Genomic DNA, 16292 nt, shown 5'->3' with positions numbered 1-16292 from the left:
GGATCTTTACGTTGTCTTACGTTCAGACGGGGCCGAAGCCCCGTCATCAGCATCAGTTACGGAACGGGTTGTTGCCGGTGCTGCTGGTTGAACGTACTGCTGTCGGCTGCGCCGCAGGTGTCGCGCTGTTGGACGTATAACCGTCCGCCGCGGCGTCTTGCTGCGCATTTTCCGGCGCGATCGTATCCGGAGTCGTGGATACTGGTTTACCCAGCGTATTGTTCAGTGCCACCAGATCCTGCTCGTTCAGCGTACCGAGCGCAGATTTGACGTTTAACTGGTTGATAAGATAGGTATAACGCGCATTCGCCAGTTGCTGCTTGGCGTTGTAAAGCGTGGTGGTGGCATCCAACACATCCACAATGGTACGTGTACCTACGGAATAGCCAGCTTCCATCGCATCCAAAGAACTTTGTGCAGAGACAACCGCTTGTTTGTACGCGTTAATGCTACTGATAGACGCATTAATGTTGTTGAACGAAGAACGAACGGTCTGCACCACGCTGCGGTGTGCGCTTTCCAGTTGTTCACTCGCGCCAACAAAGTTGTACTGCGCTTGTTTCACCTGCGAGTTAACCATTCCGCCCTGGTACAGCGGCAGTGAGAAGCTCAGACCGATTTTATTCTGGCCCATGTTGCTGTCGTCATACTGGGAGGTGTTGGTTTTAGACCCGCTGTACGAGGTGTCAGATACCCCGGTAGAGGCGGTCAAATCCAGGGTCGGTAAATGACCATCCTGCGCCAGACGAATCTGCTCACGTGCCAGATCCTGGCTCAAACGGGCCTGCAATAACGACAGGTTGCGGTTTTCTGCTTCTTTCAGCAGCGCGTTCACCGCCTGCGGTTTGTTGGTTTTAAAACCATCAACGTTCAGTGAAGCCAGTTCCGGGTAGTAGTTACCGGTTACCTGGCGCAGCTGTTCTACCGCGTTATCCAGATTGTTACGCGCGGTAACTTCATTCGCCAGTACAGTATCGTATTGTGAACGGGCGTTTTGTACGTCAGTGATGGCAACCAGGCCAACGTTAAAACGCTGAGTGGTCTGATCTAACTGACGATAGACCGCATCTTTCTGTGCCTGAGTGTAAGAAAGCACGTCAATTGCGTTTAGTACGTTAAAATAGGCCGTGGCGGTATTCAGGATCAGCGTTTGCTGATCGGTCTGATAGGTCACGTCCTGGATGCCCGCTGATTTTTCTTGCAGCGTCAGGGCACGCCATTTAGACATGTCAAAAATAGACTGAGTTAACTGCAAAGATGCGCTGGTGGCGTTGGAGTTGACGCCATTTGCATCACGGTAGCCATTGCTGTAGGTGTAATCGGCACCTAAACCCAGTTGCGGCAGTAATGGGCTACGCGCTTCGTTAATTTTTTCGAATGCAGCATCGCGATCGGCGGCGGATTTACGCAATTCCGGGTTGCTCAGGCGTGCTTGCTGATAAACCTGCATCAGGTTTTCTGCCTGGCTCAAAGTACTGAACCCCGACAGGCTCAGGCCGATAAGGATGGGGAGCAATTTCTTCATTTGCATTCCTTGTTGTGAAGCAGTATTTAGCGCTGATCAAATTGTAAAAATATTTGCTGATTCTAGCAGAATCCGCCACTTCAAAAAGTTGGCGTTACGTGCCATACGGCGTTAATTTGCATCAATTTAACACAAGGGCGTTCAAACATCAGTCAAACGACCTTGAAATTCACATTTTAATCACTATTGGTTTCAGGACAGCACAATGCGTAAACCAGACAACTTGCCAATGACTTTCACTAAAAATGATGTAGAAATTATTGCACGAGAAAAGCTATACCGCGGTTTTTTTTCACTGGATCTTTATCGGTTTCGCCATCGCCTGTTTAACGGGGGGATGAGCGGCGAGGTAACGCGCGAAATTTTTGAGCGCGGACACGCGGCAGTCTTGCTACCCTTTGACCCTGAGCGAGATGAAGTTGTGCTGGTCGAGCAGATCCGTATCGCGGCATTTGATACCAGCGAAAGCCCGTGGTTACTGGAAATGGTGGCCGGGATGATCGAAGAGGGCGAAACCGTTGAAGATGTAGCCCGTCGTGAAGCAATGGAAGAGGCCGGGCTGGAAGTTAAGCGGACGAAGCCCGTTCTGAGCTATCTGGCAAGCCCGGGTGGCACCAGTGAGCGCCTGTCTATTTTAGTCGGCGAAGTGGACGCCACGACCGCGAGCGGGATCCATGGTCTGGCTGATGAAAACGAAGATATTCGTGTTCATGTGGTAAGCCGGGAACAGGCTTACCAATGGGTAGAAGAGGGGAAAATCGACAACGCAGCGTCTGTCATCGCCTTGCAATGGTTACAGCTGCACTATCAAGAGTTAAAAACTGAGTGGAAAAAATGAAGCGTTACACACCTGACTTCCCTGAAATGATGCGTCTGTGCGAAACCAACTATTCGCAATTGCGCCGCCTGCTGCCACGTAATGATGCAGCCGGTGAAACAGTGAGCTATCAGGTAGCAAACGCACAATATCGGTTAACGATCGTGGAATCGACCCGATACACTACGCTTGTTGCGATCGAACAAACGGCACCGGCCGTCACATACTGGAGCCTGCCTTCATTGACCGTGCGCCTGTATCATGACGCAAGGGTGGCTGAAGTGTGTTCAAGTCAGCAGATCTTTCGCTTCAAAGCGCGGTATGATTATCCAAATAAAAAGTTGCATCAACGCGACGAAAAGCATCAAATTAATCAGTTTTTGGCCGACTGGTTACGGTACTGTTTAGCACATGGAGCGATGGCGATTCCGGTTTATTAGCGTCGTGAAACCTAAGGACACCATTTGGAAAGCCTGTTAACCCTTCCTTTGGCTGGTGAGGCCAGAGTCAGGATCTTACAAATTACAGACACTCACCTGTTTGCCGAAAAGCATGAAACGCTGCTGGGTGTGAACACCTGGGACAGCTATCAATCCGTACTGGATGCAATACATGCAGAGTCGCCTGAGTACGATCTGATCGTCGCGACGGGTGATTTGGCGCAGGATCAATCCGCTGCGGCTTATCAGCATTTTGCTGAGGGCATCGCAAGTTTTCGTGCGCCCTGCGTTTGGCTACCGGGCAATCACGATTTTCAGCCGGCAATGTACAGCGCGCTGCAGGATGCGGGCATTTCCCCGGCCAAACGCGTTTTCATTGGCGAACAGTGGCAAATCTTGCTGCTCGACAGCCAGGTGTTCGGCGTTCCCCACGGTGAGTTAAGTGAATTCCAGCTCGAATGGCTGGAGCGTAAACTTGCTGATGCGCCAGAGCGTAATACCTTGCTGCTTCTGCATCATCATCCTCTGCCTGCGGGCTGCAGCTGGCTCGATCAGCACAGTCTGCGTAATGCCGCTGAACTGGATAACGTGCTGGTGAATTATCCTCGCGCCAGGTATCTATTGTGCGGGCATATTCATCAGGAACTGGATCTGGACTGGAACGGTCGCCGTCTGCTGGCGACGCCGTCGACCTGCGTGCAATTTAAACCGCACTGTTCCAACTTCACATTGGATACCATCAGCCCAGGCTGGCGGACGCTGGAGCTTTTTGCCGACGGGACGTTGCAGACTCAGGTACGTCGTCTGCAGGGTAATCGGTTCCACCCTGATACCGCTTCAGAAGGCTACTGATGTCTACGCTTCTCTATCTTCACGGATTTAATAGCTCTCCTCGTTCGGCGAAGGCGTGTTTACTGAAAAACTGGCTGGCGGAACACCACCCGCACGTTGAGATGATCGTGCCGCAGCTACCTCCGTATCCTGCGCAAGCCGCAGAGATGCTGGAATCGATCATTCTTGAACACGGCGGAGAGTCGCTGGGGATTGTCGGTTCCTCTTTAGGCGGCTATTACGCCACCTGGCTGTCGCAATGTTTTATGCTGCCGGCAGTGGTGGTGAACCCTGCCGTACGGCCTTATGAACTGCTGGTCGACTATCTCGGTCAAAACGAGAACCCCTACACGGGGCAGCAATATGTGCTAGAGTCACGCCATATTTACGATCTTAAAGTCATGCAGATTGACCCGCTGGAAGCGCCGGATTTGATCTGGCTGCTCCAACAAACGGGCGATGAAGTGTTGGACTACCGCCAGGCGGTGGCATATTACGCCTCCTGCCGTCAGACAGTTATTGAGGGCGGAAACCACGCATTCACGGGCTTCGAAGATTATTTCAACCCGATTGTCGATTTCCTTGGACTGCACAGTTTCTGACGATCAATTCGAATTGCTTATTTAAACCATGACGCAAACTTATAACGCTGATGCCATTGAGGTACTCACTGGGCTTGAGCCGGTACGCCGTCGCCCTGGGATGTACACCGATACGACCCGTCCGAACCATCTTGGGCAGGAAGTGATTGATAACAGTGTGGATGAAGCACTGGCGGGCCACGCAAAACGCGTGGACGTGATCTTACATGCCGACCAGTCTCTGGAAGTCATTGATGACGGACGTGGCATGCCGGTAGATATTCACCCTGAAGAAGGCGTTCCGGCGGTTGAGCTGATCCTCTGTCGTCTGCACGCGGGCGGCAAGTTCTCTAACAAGAACTACCAGTTCTCTGGTGGTCTGCACGGTGTGGGTATCTCCGTTGTTAACGCCCTGTCCAAACGTGTGGAAGTGAACGTGCGCCGCGACGGGCAGGTATACAACATCGCGTTTGAGAATGGCGATAAAGTGCAGGATTTACAGGTTGTCGGTACCTGCGGCAAACGCAATACCGGGACCAGCGTGCACTTCTGGCCGGATGAAAGCTTCTTTGACAGCCCGCGTTTTTCTGTTTCGCGCTTAACGCACGTACTGAAAGCCAAAGCGGTACTGTGCCCAGGCGTTGAGATCACTTTTAAGGATGAGGTCAACAACAGCGAGCAGCGCTGGTGCTACCAGGATGGTTTAAATGACTATCTGAGCGAAGCGGTGAATGGCCTACCGACGCTGCCGGAAAAACCGTTTATCGGTAATTTCAGCGGTGAGACGGAGACGGTGGACTGGGCGCTGCTCTGGCTGCCGGAAGGCGGCGAGCTGCTGACCGAAAGCTATGTGAACCTGATCCCAACCATGCAGGGCGGTACGCACGTTAACGGTCTGCGTCAGGGACTGCTGGATGCGATGCGCGAGTTCTGCGAATACCGTAACATCCTGCCGCGTGGCGTGAAGCTGTCGGCGGAAGATATCTGGGATCGCTGTGCTTACGTGCTGTCGGTAAAAATGCAGGATCCGCAGTTTGCCGGACAAACCAAAGAGCGCCTCTCTTCGCGTCAGTGTGCGGCATTCGTCTCTGGCGTGGTGAAAGATGCATTCAGCCTGTGGCTGAACCAGAACGTGCAGTCAGCCGAACTGCTGGCTGAGATGGCGATTTCCAGCGCGCAGCGTCGTCTGCGTGCGGCAAAAAAAGTAGTGCGTAAAAAGCTGACCAGCGGTCCGGCACTGCCGGGTAAACTGGCGGACTGTACCGCACAGGATCTTAATCGCACCGAACTGTTCCTTGTCGAAGGTGACTCGGCGGGCGGATCGGCCAAGCAGGCACGCGATCGTGAATATCAGGCGATCATGCCGCTGAAAGGTAAGATCCTCAATACCTGGGAAGTCTCTTCCGATGAAGTGCTGGCTTCGCAGGAGGTTCACGATATTTCCGTGGCGATCGGTATCGATCCGGACAGCGACGATCTGAGCCAATTGCGCTATGGCAAGATCTGTATCCTGGCGGATGCGGACTCCGATGGTCTGCACATCGCTACGCTGCTGTGCGCGCTGTTTGTGAAGCACTTCCGCACGCTGGTGAAACACGGTCACGTCTACGTGGCGCTGCCGCCGTTATACCGTATCGACCTCGGCAAAGAGGTCTATTACGCGCTGACGGAAGAAGAGAAAGCGGGCGTACTGGAGCAGTTAAAGCGCAAGAAAGGCAAGCCGAACGTGCAGCGCTTTAAAGGTCTGGGTGAAATGAACCCGATGCAGCTTCGTGAAACTACGCTGGATCCGAACACCCGTCGCCTGGTGCAGCTCATTATCGATGATGAAGACGATCAGCGTACCAACGCAATGATGGATATGCTGCTGGCCAAGAAGCGTTCTGAAGATCGTCGTAACTGGTTGCAGGAGAAAGGCGACCTGGCGGATCTCGAAGGGTAATTGCATGTAGAAAAGCCGGAGACGGGCGTAAAATGCCTTATCCGGCTCTCATCTGACGAAGCGATTTATGCCGGATAGCTAAGCGTCACCCGGCAAATCGACAATCTTAAATGCCCGACTCGAGAATACGAATATTCATGTCCAGCACGTCACCTTTCACGGCTTCGCTGTAGGCTTTCATATGCGGGGTCTGCAAATGCGCTTCAAGATGCGCGATGCTTTCCCACTGCTCAACCATCACGATTGAATCTGGTGCTGTAGTCTGAAAACTCACACCTGCGGCATGATCCACCATCGGCGCATAGCCGTGGCAGCCTTCTTCTTTCAGTACGGTCGGAACGATTTTGGCAAACTGATCCAGTACCGCCTGGCGGTGATGTTGACCTGGACGTGTACGGATTTCTGCAATAACGGTAAGCATGGTTAACTCCTTCTAATTCCAGGTTACCAGTTAACCAAAAATTTCGGTCAGATGCTTGCGATATTCTGCGATATAACGCGGGACGTCCGGCATTTTAATCACGTCATTGGTGATAAAGGTCGGCAGCGCTTCCATTCCCAGGAACTGGTTTGCTTTATGGAAAGGGAGATAGACGCCATCAACGCCAACGCCATGGAAGAACTGGTCTTTTTCAGAGAAGGCTTCCATCGGTGCGTTCCAGGTCAGGGACAGCATGTATTTTTTGCCCTGAATCAGCCCGCCGGAGCCGTATTTTTTAGAGGCATCTGAACGTGTGCGGCCGTCGCTGGCGTACAGCGTACCGTGACCTTCGGTAAACACGTCATCGATGTATTTTTTCACGGTCCACGGTGCGCCCATCCACCAGCCAGGCATCTGCCAGATAACCGCATCGGCCCAGACGAAATTCTGCACTTCTGCTTTTACGTCATAATCGCTGTCTGCGCGTACGACTTTAACATCATGCCCGAGGTCGCGCAGGATACCGTCCGCGACCTCGGTCAGGGTGTCATTCAGTTGACCATTAGAATGGCCGAATTTTTTCGCCCCGTTGATAATCAGAATGTTGCTCATTTTGTGTCCTCAAGGAAATACGTTTGAGGACGATTTTACTCCCACCAGCGGTGCGGTGAAATTAGCAAAATGTGCAAAGTCTTTTGCTATATGAGCAACAATAACGCAATTACCAACTGACTTTTGCTTCAAAGCCACCTTCCGGAGCGTTGCCAAACGAGGCTGACATTCCATGCAATATCGCGATACGACGGACAATCGACAGGCCGAGACCGCTGCCGGTCACGCTTTGCCCCGGTGGACGATAAAAGCGTTCTCCAATGTGCATCAGAACTTCCGGCGCAATACCTGGACCATTGTCTTTGACGCTAAAATTGCGGGCGTTGAGCGTCACTTCCACAATACTTCCCCGTGGACTATAGCGAATCGCATTATCCAGCAGATTTCGCACCATCAGGCTGAGTAACAGCGGTTGCCCGGTACATGTGATGCCGTGCGCGTTAATCTGCAAACGTACGTCAATATGCGCCTGCTGGGCCGAATGGTAGATATCCATCACCGAAGATTGCAGCAACTCCTCCAGCGAGATTTCTGCCACATCCTGAAGATTGTCGAGGGAGTCAAGGCGCGAAAGCGTCAGTAACTGATCGACCAGACGCGTGGCGCGATCGATCCCGGCCTGCATCTGCATTAAGGCTTTTTGCCGTGCCTGCGGGTCATCGTCAGACAGTTGCGCCACTTCGGTTTGCACTTTCAGCGCCGTCAACGGACTACGCAACTCGTGAGCGGCATCTGAAGTAAAGCGCCGTTCACGTACCATGGTGGTATGAATACGAGTGAAAAGTTGGTTGAGTGATTCAACCAGCGGGCGAACCTCGCCAGGAATGCCTTTCAAACTGAGCGGTTCTTCTGATTCCGGGTCGCGTAAACGTAGCGCCTGCGCCAGTTTCTTCAGTGGCTTAAGTTCAAGACTTAACAACACAATCAGGATTAACAGCATCAGCGGCAGAGCGACCAACCACGGCACCAATTGTGCTGTCACAATCGCTAAAGCCATATCTTCACGATATTCCCATTCCTGGCCGACAACGATTCGATACTTTTTATCTGCGGAAGTCAGCCAGACAAAACGCCATTTATCGTTGTCGCCATTCAGATAGCCATCGTCAAAACCTTCCCGGCGGTAGCTGTAGGGAATGTATTGGCCATTGTCGCCATCGTGAAGAACCATTTTCCCTTCTGGCGTGTAGGCCGCGAAGGTCAGTACATCGTCGTCAATATGACCATGCTTGAATTTTTTCGGGGTATGCGCGATGCGTTCAGAGGCTTTGAGTTCATCAAGATCCAGCGTGACCAGACGCTTGGCGAACAGCATTTGCTGCGTGTCGAACATCTCATTCACGTTATCGGTGGTTTGCTTCCAGGCGACAAAGCTGGAAATCAGCCAGGTCACTAAAACCAAAATCATGAAGATAAGCGTTAGCCTGATGCGCAGGCTGAGGCTTTGTGCGAGTTTCATGCGTCACCCAGGGTGTAGCCAATGCCATGCACGGTACGGATAAAGTCGCTGCCGAGCTTACGGCGTAAGTGATGGACGTGGACCTCAACCGCATTGCTGGAGACATTTTCGTCCCAGGTATACAGTTTTTCTTCAATCAGTTTGCGGGGCAGGACGCGGCCCTTGTTACGCATAAGCAGCTCCAGCAGCGCGAACTCTTTGGGCTTAAGAGACAACGGTTCGCCAGCCGCCGTGGCGACCAGCGCGCCGGGATCAAGCGTCACCTCGCCATGGCGTAATGTGTTGCTGGCCTGGCCGCTGGCACGACGCACCAGCGCCTCCAGCCTGGCGGCAACTTCGATCAGCGCAAAGGGTTTGCACAGATAGTCATCTGCCCCTAGGCGCAGGCCTTCAACGCGTTCTGCCAGCGCGTCGCGGGCGGTCAGGATCAGCACAGGCTCCTGCTTTCCGTTGGCTCGCCATTCGCGCAAAATGTCCCGTCCGTCTATGCCTGGCAGCGTCAGGTCGAGGATTACCGCATCATAAGGTGCGCTGTAGAGTGCTTCTTTCCCTTGGCGACCTTCGGTAAACCAGTCGATGCTGAAACCCATTTTACTCAGACCTGTTTTCAGGCCATCGCCAATCAACGTGTCATCTTCGATCAGTAAAATACGCATATGTTCATCCCTGCGAACTCATTTGCAGTTAGTAAACCTGTGGCTACAGCCTCTGTACAGCAAAAAAAGTATCTTTTTTTGCCTTAAGAACTTGTTAAGGATTAACTTATTTAATAGTCGTAAACCAACATGAAAGGGAGACATGACGATGAAAAAATTAGCTGCAATGGTTGCCGTAATGGCACTGTGTTCCGCACCTGTTCTGGCAGCTCAGCAGGGCGGCTTCTCTGGGCCAACGACAACCACCACGCAGAGCCAAAACGGCGGATTTGTCGGCCCGAACGGTAGCAGCACGACGGTAGAAAGCGCCAAATCACTGCGTGATGACACCTGGGTTACCCTGCGCGGGAACATCGTTGAGCGTATTTCCGACGACCTGTACGTGTTTAAAGATGCGACCGGCACGGTGAATGTGGATATCGACCACAAGCGCTGGAACGGCGTAACCGTCACACCGCAGGATGTGGTTGAAATCCAGGGTGAAGTGGATAAAGACTGGAACTCCGTTGAAATCGACGTAAAACAGATTACCAAAGTTGCTAAGTAATCCCCATCAGGGCCGCATTCGCGGCCCTTTTCTTTGTGACTCAACACGCCAGATAGGGTAGTATCTGCGGCAATATTGCCCTTCAATAGAGGGGTACAAAGTTGAGGAACCACGATTAATGAGCGATATGGCAGAGCGCCTGGCGCTGCATGAATTCACGGAAAACGCCTATCTGAACTATTCCATGTACGTCATCATGGACAGGGCGTTGCCGTTTATTGGCGATGGTTTGAAACCCGTTCAGCGTCGCATCGTATACGCGATGTCCGAACTGGGGCTGAATGCCAGCGCCAAATTTAAAAAATCCGCCCGTACCGTCGGTGACGTGCTGGGTAAATACCATCCGCACGGCGACAGCGCCTGCTATGAAGCGATGGTGCTGATGGCGCAGCCGTTCTCTTACCGTTACCCGCTGGTTGACGGGCAGGGGAACTGGGGGGCACCGGACGATCCGAAATCCTTCGCGGCGATGCGTTATACCGAATCACGCCTGTCTAAATATGCGGAAGTCCTGCTGGGCGAACTCGGTCAGGGAACGTCGGACTGGGTGCCAAACTTCGACGGCACCATGCAGGAGCCGAAGATGCTGCCTGCGCGTCTGCCAAATATTCTGCTGAACGGCACGACCGGTATTGCCGTTGGTATGGCAACGGACATTCCGCCACATAACCTGCGTGAAGTGGCAAAAGCAGCGATTACCCTGATTGAGCAGCCGAAAATGACGCTGGATCAGTTGCTGGATATCGTACAAGGGCCGGATTACCCGACCGAAGCGGAGATTATTACTTCGCGCGCGGAAATTCGTAAGATTTACGAGAATGGACGCGGCTCCGTACGTATGCGTGCGGTATGGACGAAAGAAGACGGCGCGGTGGTGATTTCCGCGCTGCCGCATCAGGTTTCCGGGGCAAAAGTGCTGGAGCAGATCGCTGCTCAAATGCGCAATAAAAAGCTGCCGATGGTAGACGACCTGCGCGACGAATCGGATCACGAAAACCCGACCCGTCTGGTGATTGTCCCGCGCTCTAATCGTGTGGATATGGAGCAGGTGATGAACCACCTGTTTGCCACTACCGATCTCGAAAAAAGCTACCGTATCAACCTGAACATGATCGGTCTTGATGGTCGTCCGGCGGTGAAAAACCTGCTGGAGATCCTCACCGAATGGCTGGCGTTCCGCCGCGATACCGTACGTCGCCGCCTGAATTATCGTCTGGAAAAAGTGCTCAAGCGCCTGCACATCCTTGAAGGTTTGCTGGTGGCGTTCCTCAATATTGACGAAGTCATCGAAATTATTCGTCATGAAGATGAACCTAAGCCTGAGCTGATGTCGCGGTTTGGCATTTCTGAAACCCAGGCTGAAGCCATCCTTGAGCTGAAATTGCGCCACCTTGCCAAACTCGAAGAAATGAAAATCCGCGGTGAGCAGGATGAGCTGGCGAAAGAGCGCGATCAGTTGCAGGCCATTCTGGCTTCCGAACGTAAAATGAGTAACCTGCTGAAGAAAGAGCTGCAGGCCGATGCAGACGCCTATGGCGACGATCGTCGTTCTCCGTTGCAGGAGCGCGAAGAAGCGAAGGCGATGAGCGAGCACGACATGCTGCCATCTGAGCCGGTGACCATTGTGTTGTCCCAGAGTGGCTGGGTGCGTAGCGCGAAAGGCCACGACATCGATGCGCCAGGATTAAGCTATAAAGCGGGCGACAGCTTTAAGTCGGCAGTGAAGGGTAAGAGCAACCAGCCGGTGGTGTTCGTGGACTCGACCGGACGCAGCTATGCCATCGACCCGATTACGCTGCCGTCGGCGCGCGGTCAGGGTGAACCGCTGACCGGGAAGCTCACGCTGCCGCCAGGCGCGACGGTTGAGCACATGCTGATGGAAGGCGACGATCAGAAACTGCTGATGGCCTCCAATGCGGGCTACGGTTTTGTCTGTACCTTCAATGACCTGGTCGCACGTAACCGTGCTGGTAAGGCATTGATTACACTGCCAGAAAATGCGCGCGTGATGCAGCCGGTGGTGATTGAAGATGAAACCGATATGCTACTGGCTATTACTCAGGCTGGTCGCATGTTGATGTTCCCGGTGAGCGATTTACCGCAGTTGTCGAAAGGCAAAGGGAACAAGATCATTAATATCCCTTCAGCGGAAGCGGCGAAAGGCGAGGATGGTCTGGCGCAACTTTACGTGCTGCCGCCGCAGAGCACGCTGACCATCCACGTCGGTAAGCGCAAAATCAAACTGCGTCCTGAAGAGTTGCAGAAAGTGACCGGTGAGCGCGGCCGTCGCGGCACGCTAATGCGTGGTCTGCAGCGTATCGACAGCATTGAGATTGACTCGCCTCGACGCGCCAGTCACGGCGACAGCGAAGAATAACGCTACCGTCCGGCTCTCCCTGTTAAAGCCCAGGGAGAGCCAACGTTAAAAATTCCCGTGAAACCGTTGTTTATTCGTGCGTTGCGATTAACAATACGCTTTTCCAGAGAGCCGCCCTTAACAAAGCCCTAACCTGATACCGCGTGATGAATCAGGTGACGTAAAATGCCAGGCTCTTAGGCCTTAGAGGTTGTTATGCTATATATTTTTCGTTTAATCATTACTGTTATTTACTGCATTCTGGTCTGTATTTTCGGTTGCATATACTGTCTGTTCAGCCCACGAAATCCAAAACACGTTGCAACGTTCGGTCATATGTTTGGCCGCCTGGCTCCCCTTTATGGCCTGAAGGTCGAGTGCCGCATGCCGGCAGACGCGCAGAACTATGGTAATGCTATCTATATTTGTAACCATCAGAACAACTATGACATGGTTACCGCTGCGAATATCGTTCAGCCGCCGACGGTGACGGTAGGTAAAAAAAGCCTGCTGTGGATCCCTTTCTTCGGGCAGCTGTACTGGTTAACCGGTAACCTGTTGATTGACAGAAACAACCGCGCTAAAGCGCACAGCACCATTGCTGCCGTGGTGAATCATTTCAAAAAACGTCGCATTTCTATCTGGATGTTCCCTGAAGGGACGCGTAGCCGCGGTCGCGGTCTGCTGCCGTTTAAAACCGGAGCGTTCCATGCAGCGATTGCTGCTGGTGTCCCGGTCATTCCGGTGTGCGTTTCCACAACCTCGAACAAGATAAAACTCAATCGACTCAATAATGGTCTGGCAATTGTCGAGATGTTGCCACCGGTGGATATTAGCCACTTTGGGAAAGATCAGGTTCGTGAACTGGCAGCGCATTGCCGCACGCTGATGGAACAAAAAATCGCAGAACTCGATAAAGAAGTTGCTGAGCGGGAAGCCGCCGGTAAGGTTTAATCCGCGCAATTCGGGTTTTTTACAGGAAATGACTTCCTGCGTGTTAATAGCCAGTTTTTTATGGAGTTTATATGTCATTCAGTCGGCGTCAGTTCATTCAGGCATCGGGGATCGCACTGTGTGCAGGTGCTGTTCCGCTGAAGGCTAATGCTGCCGGTCAGCAACAACCGTTACCCGTGCCTCCGCTGCTGGAATCCCGCCGGGGGCAGCCGCTATTTATGACGCTGCAACGTGCGCACTGGTCCTTTACGCAAGGCACGCGCGCACCTGTCTGGGGAATTAACGGCCGCTATCTGGGACCGACAATCCGTGTCTGGAAAGGGGATGACGTCAAGCTTATCTACAGCAACCGTCTGACTGAAAATGTCTCGATGACCGTCGCCGGGTTGCAGGTACCAGGCCCGCTGATGGGCGGCCCGGCGCGCATGATGTCCCCGAATGCTGACTGGGCGCCGGTGCTACCGATTCGCCAGAATGCCGCCACGTTGTGGTATCACGCTAATACGCCAAATCGTACTGCTCAGCAGGTCTACAACGGTCTTGCCGGGATGTGGCTGGTTGAAGATGAAGTGAGTAAATCACTGTCTATTCCCAACCACTATGGCGTGGATGATTTTCCGGTCATTATCCAGGACAAGCGGCTGGACAACTTTGGCACGCCGGAATACAGCGAGCCCGGCAGCGGTGGCTTTGTCGGTGATACGCTGCTGGTCAATGGGGCGCAAAGCCCGTATGTCGAAGTCTCCCGCGGCTGGGTGCGCTTGCGTTTGCTGAATGCTTCAAACTCGCGTCGTTACCAGCTGCAAATGAGCGATGGCCGTGCGCTGCATGTGATTTCCGGCGATCAGGGTTTTTTACCTGCGCCTGTTTCGGTGAAGCAGCTCTCGCTGGCACCGGGCGAGCGTCGTGAGATCCTGGTGGATATGACTAACGGTAATGAGGTCTCTATCACCTGCGGTGAGGCGGCCAGTATTGTCGACAGGATCCGCGGGTTCTTTGAGCCTTCCAGTATTCTCATCTCCACGCTGGTATTGACGTTGCGCCCGACAGGTCTTCTGCCGCTGGTGACTGACAGCCTGCCAATGCGCCTGCTGCCAACGGAAATCCTCAGCGGTTCGCCGATTCGCAGCCGTGATATCAGCCTGGACGACGATCCTGGCATCAACGGTCAGCTGTGGGACGTCAATCGTATGGATATTACTGCCCAGCAGGGCTCCTGGGAGCGCTGGACGGTGCGGGCGGATATGCCCCAGTCCTTCCATATTGAAGGTGTTTCGTTCCTGATCCGTAATGTGAATGGCGCGATGCCGTTCCCGGAAGACAGAGGCTGGAAGGATACCGTCTGGGTTGATGGCCAGGTTGAATTACTGGTTTATTACGGACAGCCTTCCTGGGCCCATTTCCCGTTCTACTTTAATAGCCAGACGCTGGAAATGGCGGATCGTGGCTCAATCGGACAGATGTTGGTGAACCCGGCGCCGTAATGCGCCGGGGTATTCGTTACGCCCGCCAGAACATGCGCGAGAACAGGATCAGAATGGGGTAAATCTCCAGACGCCCCATGATCATGGCCGCGCACATCAGTAGCTTTGCTTCCTCGTTTAAGGTGCCAAATGTCGTGGCGGTGACGCCAAATCCCAGCCCCATATTGTTGATGCAGGCGGCGACGGTGGCGAAAGAGGAGAAGAGATCGTAGCCCATCAGATTGAGCGCCCAGATAAAAAAGCTGGTGAACAAAACGTAGAGAAAGAAAAAGCTCCATACCGAACGCACCACCCGGTCGCTTACCACGCTATTGCCCACTTTGATATTCAGCAGGGCGCGAGGGTGCGCGAGCTGGTGTAACTCCTGGCGGCACTGCTTGAACATAATCAAAAAGCGTAGCACCTTAATCCCCCCGCAGGTCGATCCCACACAACCGCCGAAGAAACTGGCGCTGAGCAGCATGAAGATCGTGTGCGAAGGCCACTGCGCGTAATCCGCCGTCGACAGGCCATTATCTGTCAGCATCGAACTGGCCAGAAAAAAAGCATGCACCAGGCTGTCCGTTAATCCGTACATGCCTGCCCGCCAAACTTGCCAGGTGGCGATCAGAGTGACCACCAACGCAATAAGCAAAAAGAAACGCAATTCGGCATTACGACGAAAGGGTTTGAAGGTACGTTTCACGATAGCAACGTACCAGAGGGTGAAGTTAAACGCAGACAGCAGTGAAAATATCCCGGCGACAAGCTCAATGGCATGGCTGTTATAAAAGCCGATGCTCTCGCTGCGAGTGGAAAATCCGCCGAGAGAGACCGTCGACAGCCCGTGGCATAAGGCGTCGAAAAACGACATCCCGGCAGCCCAGTAGGCCAGAGTACAAATAAGACCCAGAATGACATAGGTCATCCACAGCGTACGTGCAGTATCAGCAAGTCTTGGCGTGAGGCGTTCTTCTTTAAAAGGGCCCGGCATTTCAGACTGATACAGCTTCATGCCACCAATACCCAGCAGCGGCAATACCGCCACGGCGAGGACGATAACACCCAGACCGCCAATAAAATTGAGCTGAGCCCGATAGTACAGATACGACTTCGGCAAGGCGCTGACGTCATCAATCACCGTTGCGCCTGTAGTGGTAATCCCAGAAACTCCTTCAAACAGGGCATCCGCAAAAGAGAGGTTTAAGCCATCGTCCATCCACATCGGCATCGCGCTGATAAACGAAAACAACAGCCAGAACAGGACGATAATGACGAAACCATCCCGGGTGCGCAGTTGAATCCCCGCATGTTTGGTTGCCAACCACGCCCCGCCGCCGAGGGTGAAGAAAGTCATAAACGTGCTGAAAAAAGCGAACAAGCTCCGCTCTTTGTTTAACAAAGCGATGAGCATCGGCGGCAGCATAGAAAAGCTGTAGAGAAGAACCAGAAATCCGCACAGGTGAACAACAACCCGTAACTGGGAAATATGCAGTGAATCGTTGAGTCGCAATGAAAAATCCCCCGCCGAAAAAGAGTTATCTCAGCTGGCTGGCATGGTGTTAATTATGATTGATAAAAATGATCGTCGTAAAATTTAACAATTTATATAACTTTCTACTGGTCTGGTTCAGACTCCACTTCATTTCTTGCCGACATACAGCGTATAATCCTCGGCCTTTGATTAT

15 protein-coding genes are annotated in these 16292 nt (G+C 53.0%); 9 read left to right on the top strand and 6 right to left on the bottom strand.

Features of this window, described 5'->3' with window-relative positions; all coding sequences use genetic code 11:
* Positions 1-52: 52 nt before the first annotated feature.
* Complete coding sequence (gene tolC / locus OGX83_RS19595; RefSeq protein ID WP_122973808.1) at positions 53-1531, bottom strand: outer membrane channel protein TolC; 1479 nt, start codon at positions 1529-1531, stop codon at positions 53-55.
* 199 nt (positions 1532-1730) lie between these two features.
* On the opposite strand from tolC, the gene nudF reads away from it, so the two are divergent.
* The 5 genes from nudF to parE are packed head-to-tail and all read left to right on the top strand — an operon-like array spanning position 1731 to position 6136.
* Positions 1731-2363 carry an ADP-ribose diphosphatase gene (nudF, locus tag OGX83_RS19590; RefSeq protein ID WP_032945031.1) on the top strand — a complete coding sequence of 211 codons (633 nt, stop codon included), beginning with the start codon at positions 1731-1733 and terminating at the stop codon, positions 2361-2363.
* Complete coding sequence (locus OGX83_RS19585; RefSeq protein WP_003024582.1) at positions 2360-2782, top strand: DUF1249 family protein; 423 nt, start codon at positions 2360-2362, stop codon at positions 2780-2782. Before nudF ends, OGX83_RS19585 begins: the two co-directional genes overlap by 4 nt.
* A gap of 24 nt (positions 2783-2806) precedes the next feature.
* Positions 2807-3634 carry a 3',5'-cyclic-AMP phosphodiesterase gene (gene cpdA / locus OGX83_RS19580; RefSeq protein WP_008785825.1) on the top strand — a complete coding sequence of 276 codons (828 nt, stop codon included), beginning with the start codon at positions 2807-2809 and terminating at the stop codon, positions 3632-3634.
* Positions 3634-4215, top strand: a complete 582-nt coding sequence (gene yqiA / locus OGX83_RS19575; protein ID WP_003024575.1) for an esterase YqiA — start codon at positions 3634-3636, stop codon at positions 4213-4215. Before cpdA ends, yqiA begins: the two co-directional genes overlap by 1 nt.
* 28 nt (positions 4216-4243) lie before the next feature.
* Positions 4244-6136, top strand: coding sequence for a DNA topoisomerase IV subunit B (gene parE / locus OGX83_RS19570; protein WP_003024571.1), 1893 nt, complete (start codon positions 4244-4246; stop codon positions 6134-6136).
* 106 nt (positions 6137-6242) lie between these two features.
* On the opposite strand, the gene OGX83_RS19565 is transcribed toward parE, so the two are convergent.
* The 4 genes from OGX83_RS19565 to qseB form a co-directional block, all read right to left on the bottom strand.
* The gene (locus OGX83_RS19565) at positions 6243-6557 is read right to left on the bottom strand and encodes a putative quinol monooxygenase (RefSeq protein ID WP_003024557.1); all 315 of its coding nucleotides are present in this window, start codon (positions 6555-6557) and stop codon (positions 6243-6245) included.
* A gap of 30 nt (positions 6558-6587) precedes the next feature.
* On the bottom strand, positions 6588-7169 hold the full coding sequence (locus OGX83_RS19560; RefSeq protein ID WP_286588927.1) for an NAD(P)H-dependent oxidoreductase: 582 nt from the start codon (positions 7167-7169) through the stop codon (positions 6588-6590).
* A gap of 109 nt (positions 7170-7278) precedes the next feature.
* Positions 7279-8628 (bottom strand): quorum sensing histidine kinase QseC, encoded by a 1350-nt coding sequence (gene qseC, locus OGX83_RS19555; protein WP_191226766.1) that lies wholly within the window; start codon positions 8626-8628, stop codon positions 7279-7281.
* Positions 8625-9284 carry a quorum sensing response regulator transcription factor QseB gene (gene qseB, locus OGX83_RS19550; protein WP_057068259.1) on the bottom strand — a complete coding sequence of 220 codons (660 nt, stop codon included), beginning with the start codon at positions 9282-9284 and terminating at the stop codon, positions 8625-8627. The genes qseC and qseB overlap by 4 nt, the downstream gene beginning before the upstream one ends.
* Positions 9285-9432: 148 nt before the next feature.
* Here qseB and OGX83_RS19545 point away from each other — a divergent pair, with 148 nt between their 5' ends.
* From OGX83_RS19545 to ftsP, 4 genes are all read left to right on the top strand, one after another.
* The gene (locus tag OGX83_RS19545; RefSeq protein ID WP_003024544.1) at positions 9433-9831 is read left to right on the top strand and encodes a YgiW/YdeI family stress tolerance OB fold protein; all 399 of its coding nucleotides are present in this window, start codon (positions 9433-9435) and stop codon (positions 9829-9831) included.
* A gap of 118 nt (positions 9832-9949) precedes the next feature.
* Positions 9950-12208 carry a DNA topoisomerase IV subunit A gene (gene parC / locus OGX83_RS19540; RefSeq protein ID WP_286588924.1) on the top strand — a complete coding sequence of 753 codons (2259 nt, stop codon included), beginning with the start codon at positions 9950-9952 and terminating at the stop codon, positions 12206-12208.
* A gap of 195 nt (positions 12209-12403) precedes the next feature.
* A complete protein-coding gene (gene plsC, locus OGX83_RS19535) occupies positions 12404-13141 on the top strand; it encodes a 1-acylglycerol-3-phosphate O-acyltransferase (RefSeq protein ID WP_043017631.1) in 738 nt (245 codons plus the stop codon).
* Positions 13142-13212: 71 nt separating this feature from the next.
* Positions 13213-14625, top strand: coding sequence for a cell division protein FtsP (ftsP, locus tag OGX83_RS19530; RefSeq protein WP_008785819.1), 1413 nt, complete (start codon positions 13213-13215; stop codon positions 14623-14625).
* A gap of 16 nt (positions 14626-14641) precedes the next feature.
* On the opposite strand, the gene OGX83_RS19525 is transcribed toward ftsP, so the two are convergent.
* Positions 14642-16117 (bottom strand): TrkH family potassium uptake protein, encoded by a 1476-nt coding sequence (locus tag OGX83_RS19525; protein ID WP_020996330.1) that lies wholly within the window; start codon positions 16115-16117, stop codon positions 14642-14644.
* Positions 16118-16292: the final 175 nt, after the last annotated feature.

The sequence above is a fragment of the Citrobacter sp. Cpo074 genome, from assembly GCF_030332745.1.
In the GTDB taxonomy this organism is placed as follows: Bacteria; Pseudomonadota; Gammaproteobacteria; order Enterobacterales; family Enterobacteriaceae; genus Citrobacter; species Citrobacter portucalensis.
This window is presented reverse-complemented; position numbering and strand designations above follow the sequence as displayed.

Coding starts and splice junctions, on each gene's coding strand:
- tolC (WP_122973808.1), bottom strand. CDS start 1,531: ATGCAAATGAAGAAATTGCTCCCCATCCTTATCGGCCTGAGCCTGTCG.
- nudF (WP_032945031.1), top strand. CDS start 1,731: ATGCGTAAACCAGACAACTTGCCAATGACTTTCACTAAAAATGATGTA.
- OGX83_RS19585 (WP_003024582.1), top strand. CDS start 2,360: ATGAAGCGTTACACACCTGACTTCCCTGAAATGATGCGTCTGTGCGAA.
- yqiA (WP_003024575.1), top strand. CDS start 3,634: ATGTCTACGCTTCTCTATCTTCACGGATTTAATAGCTCTCCTCGTTCG.
- parE (WP_003024571.1), top strand. CDS start 4,244: ATGACGCAAACTTATAACGCTGATGCCATTGAGGTACTCACTGGGCTT.
- OGX83_RS19565 (WP_003024557.1), bottom strand. CDS start 6,557: ATGCTTACCGTTATTGCAGAAATCCGTACACGTCCAGGTCAACATCAC.
- OGX83_RS19560 (WP_286588927.1), bottom strand. CDS start 7,169: ATGAGCAACATTCTGATTATCAACGGGGCGAAAAAATTCGGCCATTCT.
- qseC (WP_191226766.1), bottom strand. CDS start 8,628: ATGAAACTCGCACAAAGCCTCAGCCTGCGCATCAGGCTAACGCTTATC.
- qseB (WP_057068259.1), bottom strand. CDS start 9,284: ATGCGTATTTTACTGATCGAAGATGACACGTTGATTGGCGATGGCCTG.
- OGX83_RS19545 (WP_003024544.1), top strand. CDS start 9,433: ATGAAAAAATTAGCTGCAATGGTTGCCGTAATGGCACTGTGTTCCGCA.
- parC (WP_286588924.1), top strand. CDS start 9,950: ATGAGCGATATGGCAGAGCGCCTGGCGCTGCATGAATTCACGGAAAAC.
- plsC (WP_043017631.1), top strand. CDS start 12,404: ATGCTATATATTTTTCGTTTAATCATTACTGTTATTTACTGCATTCTG.
- ftsP (WP_008785819.1), top strand. CDS start 13,213: ATGTCATTCAGTCGGCGTCAGTTCATTCAGGCATCGGGGATCGCACTG.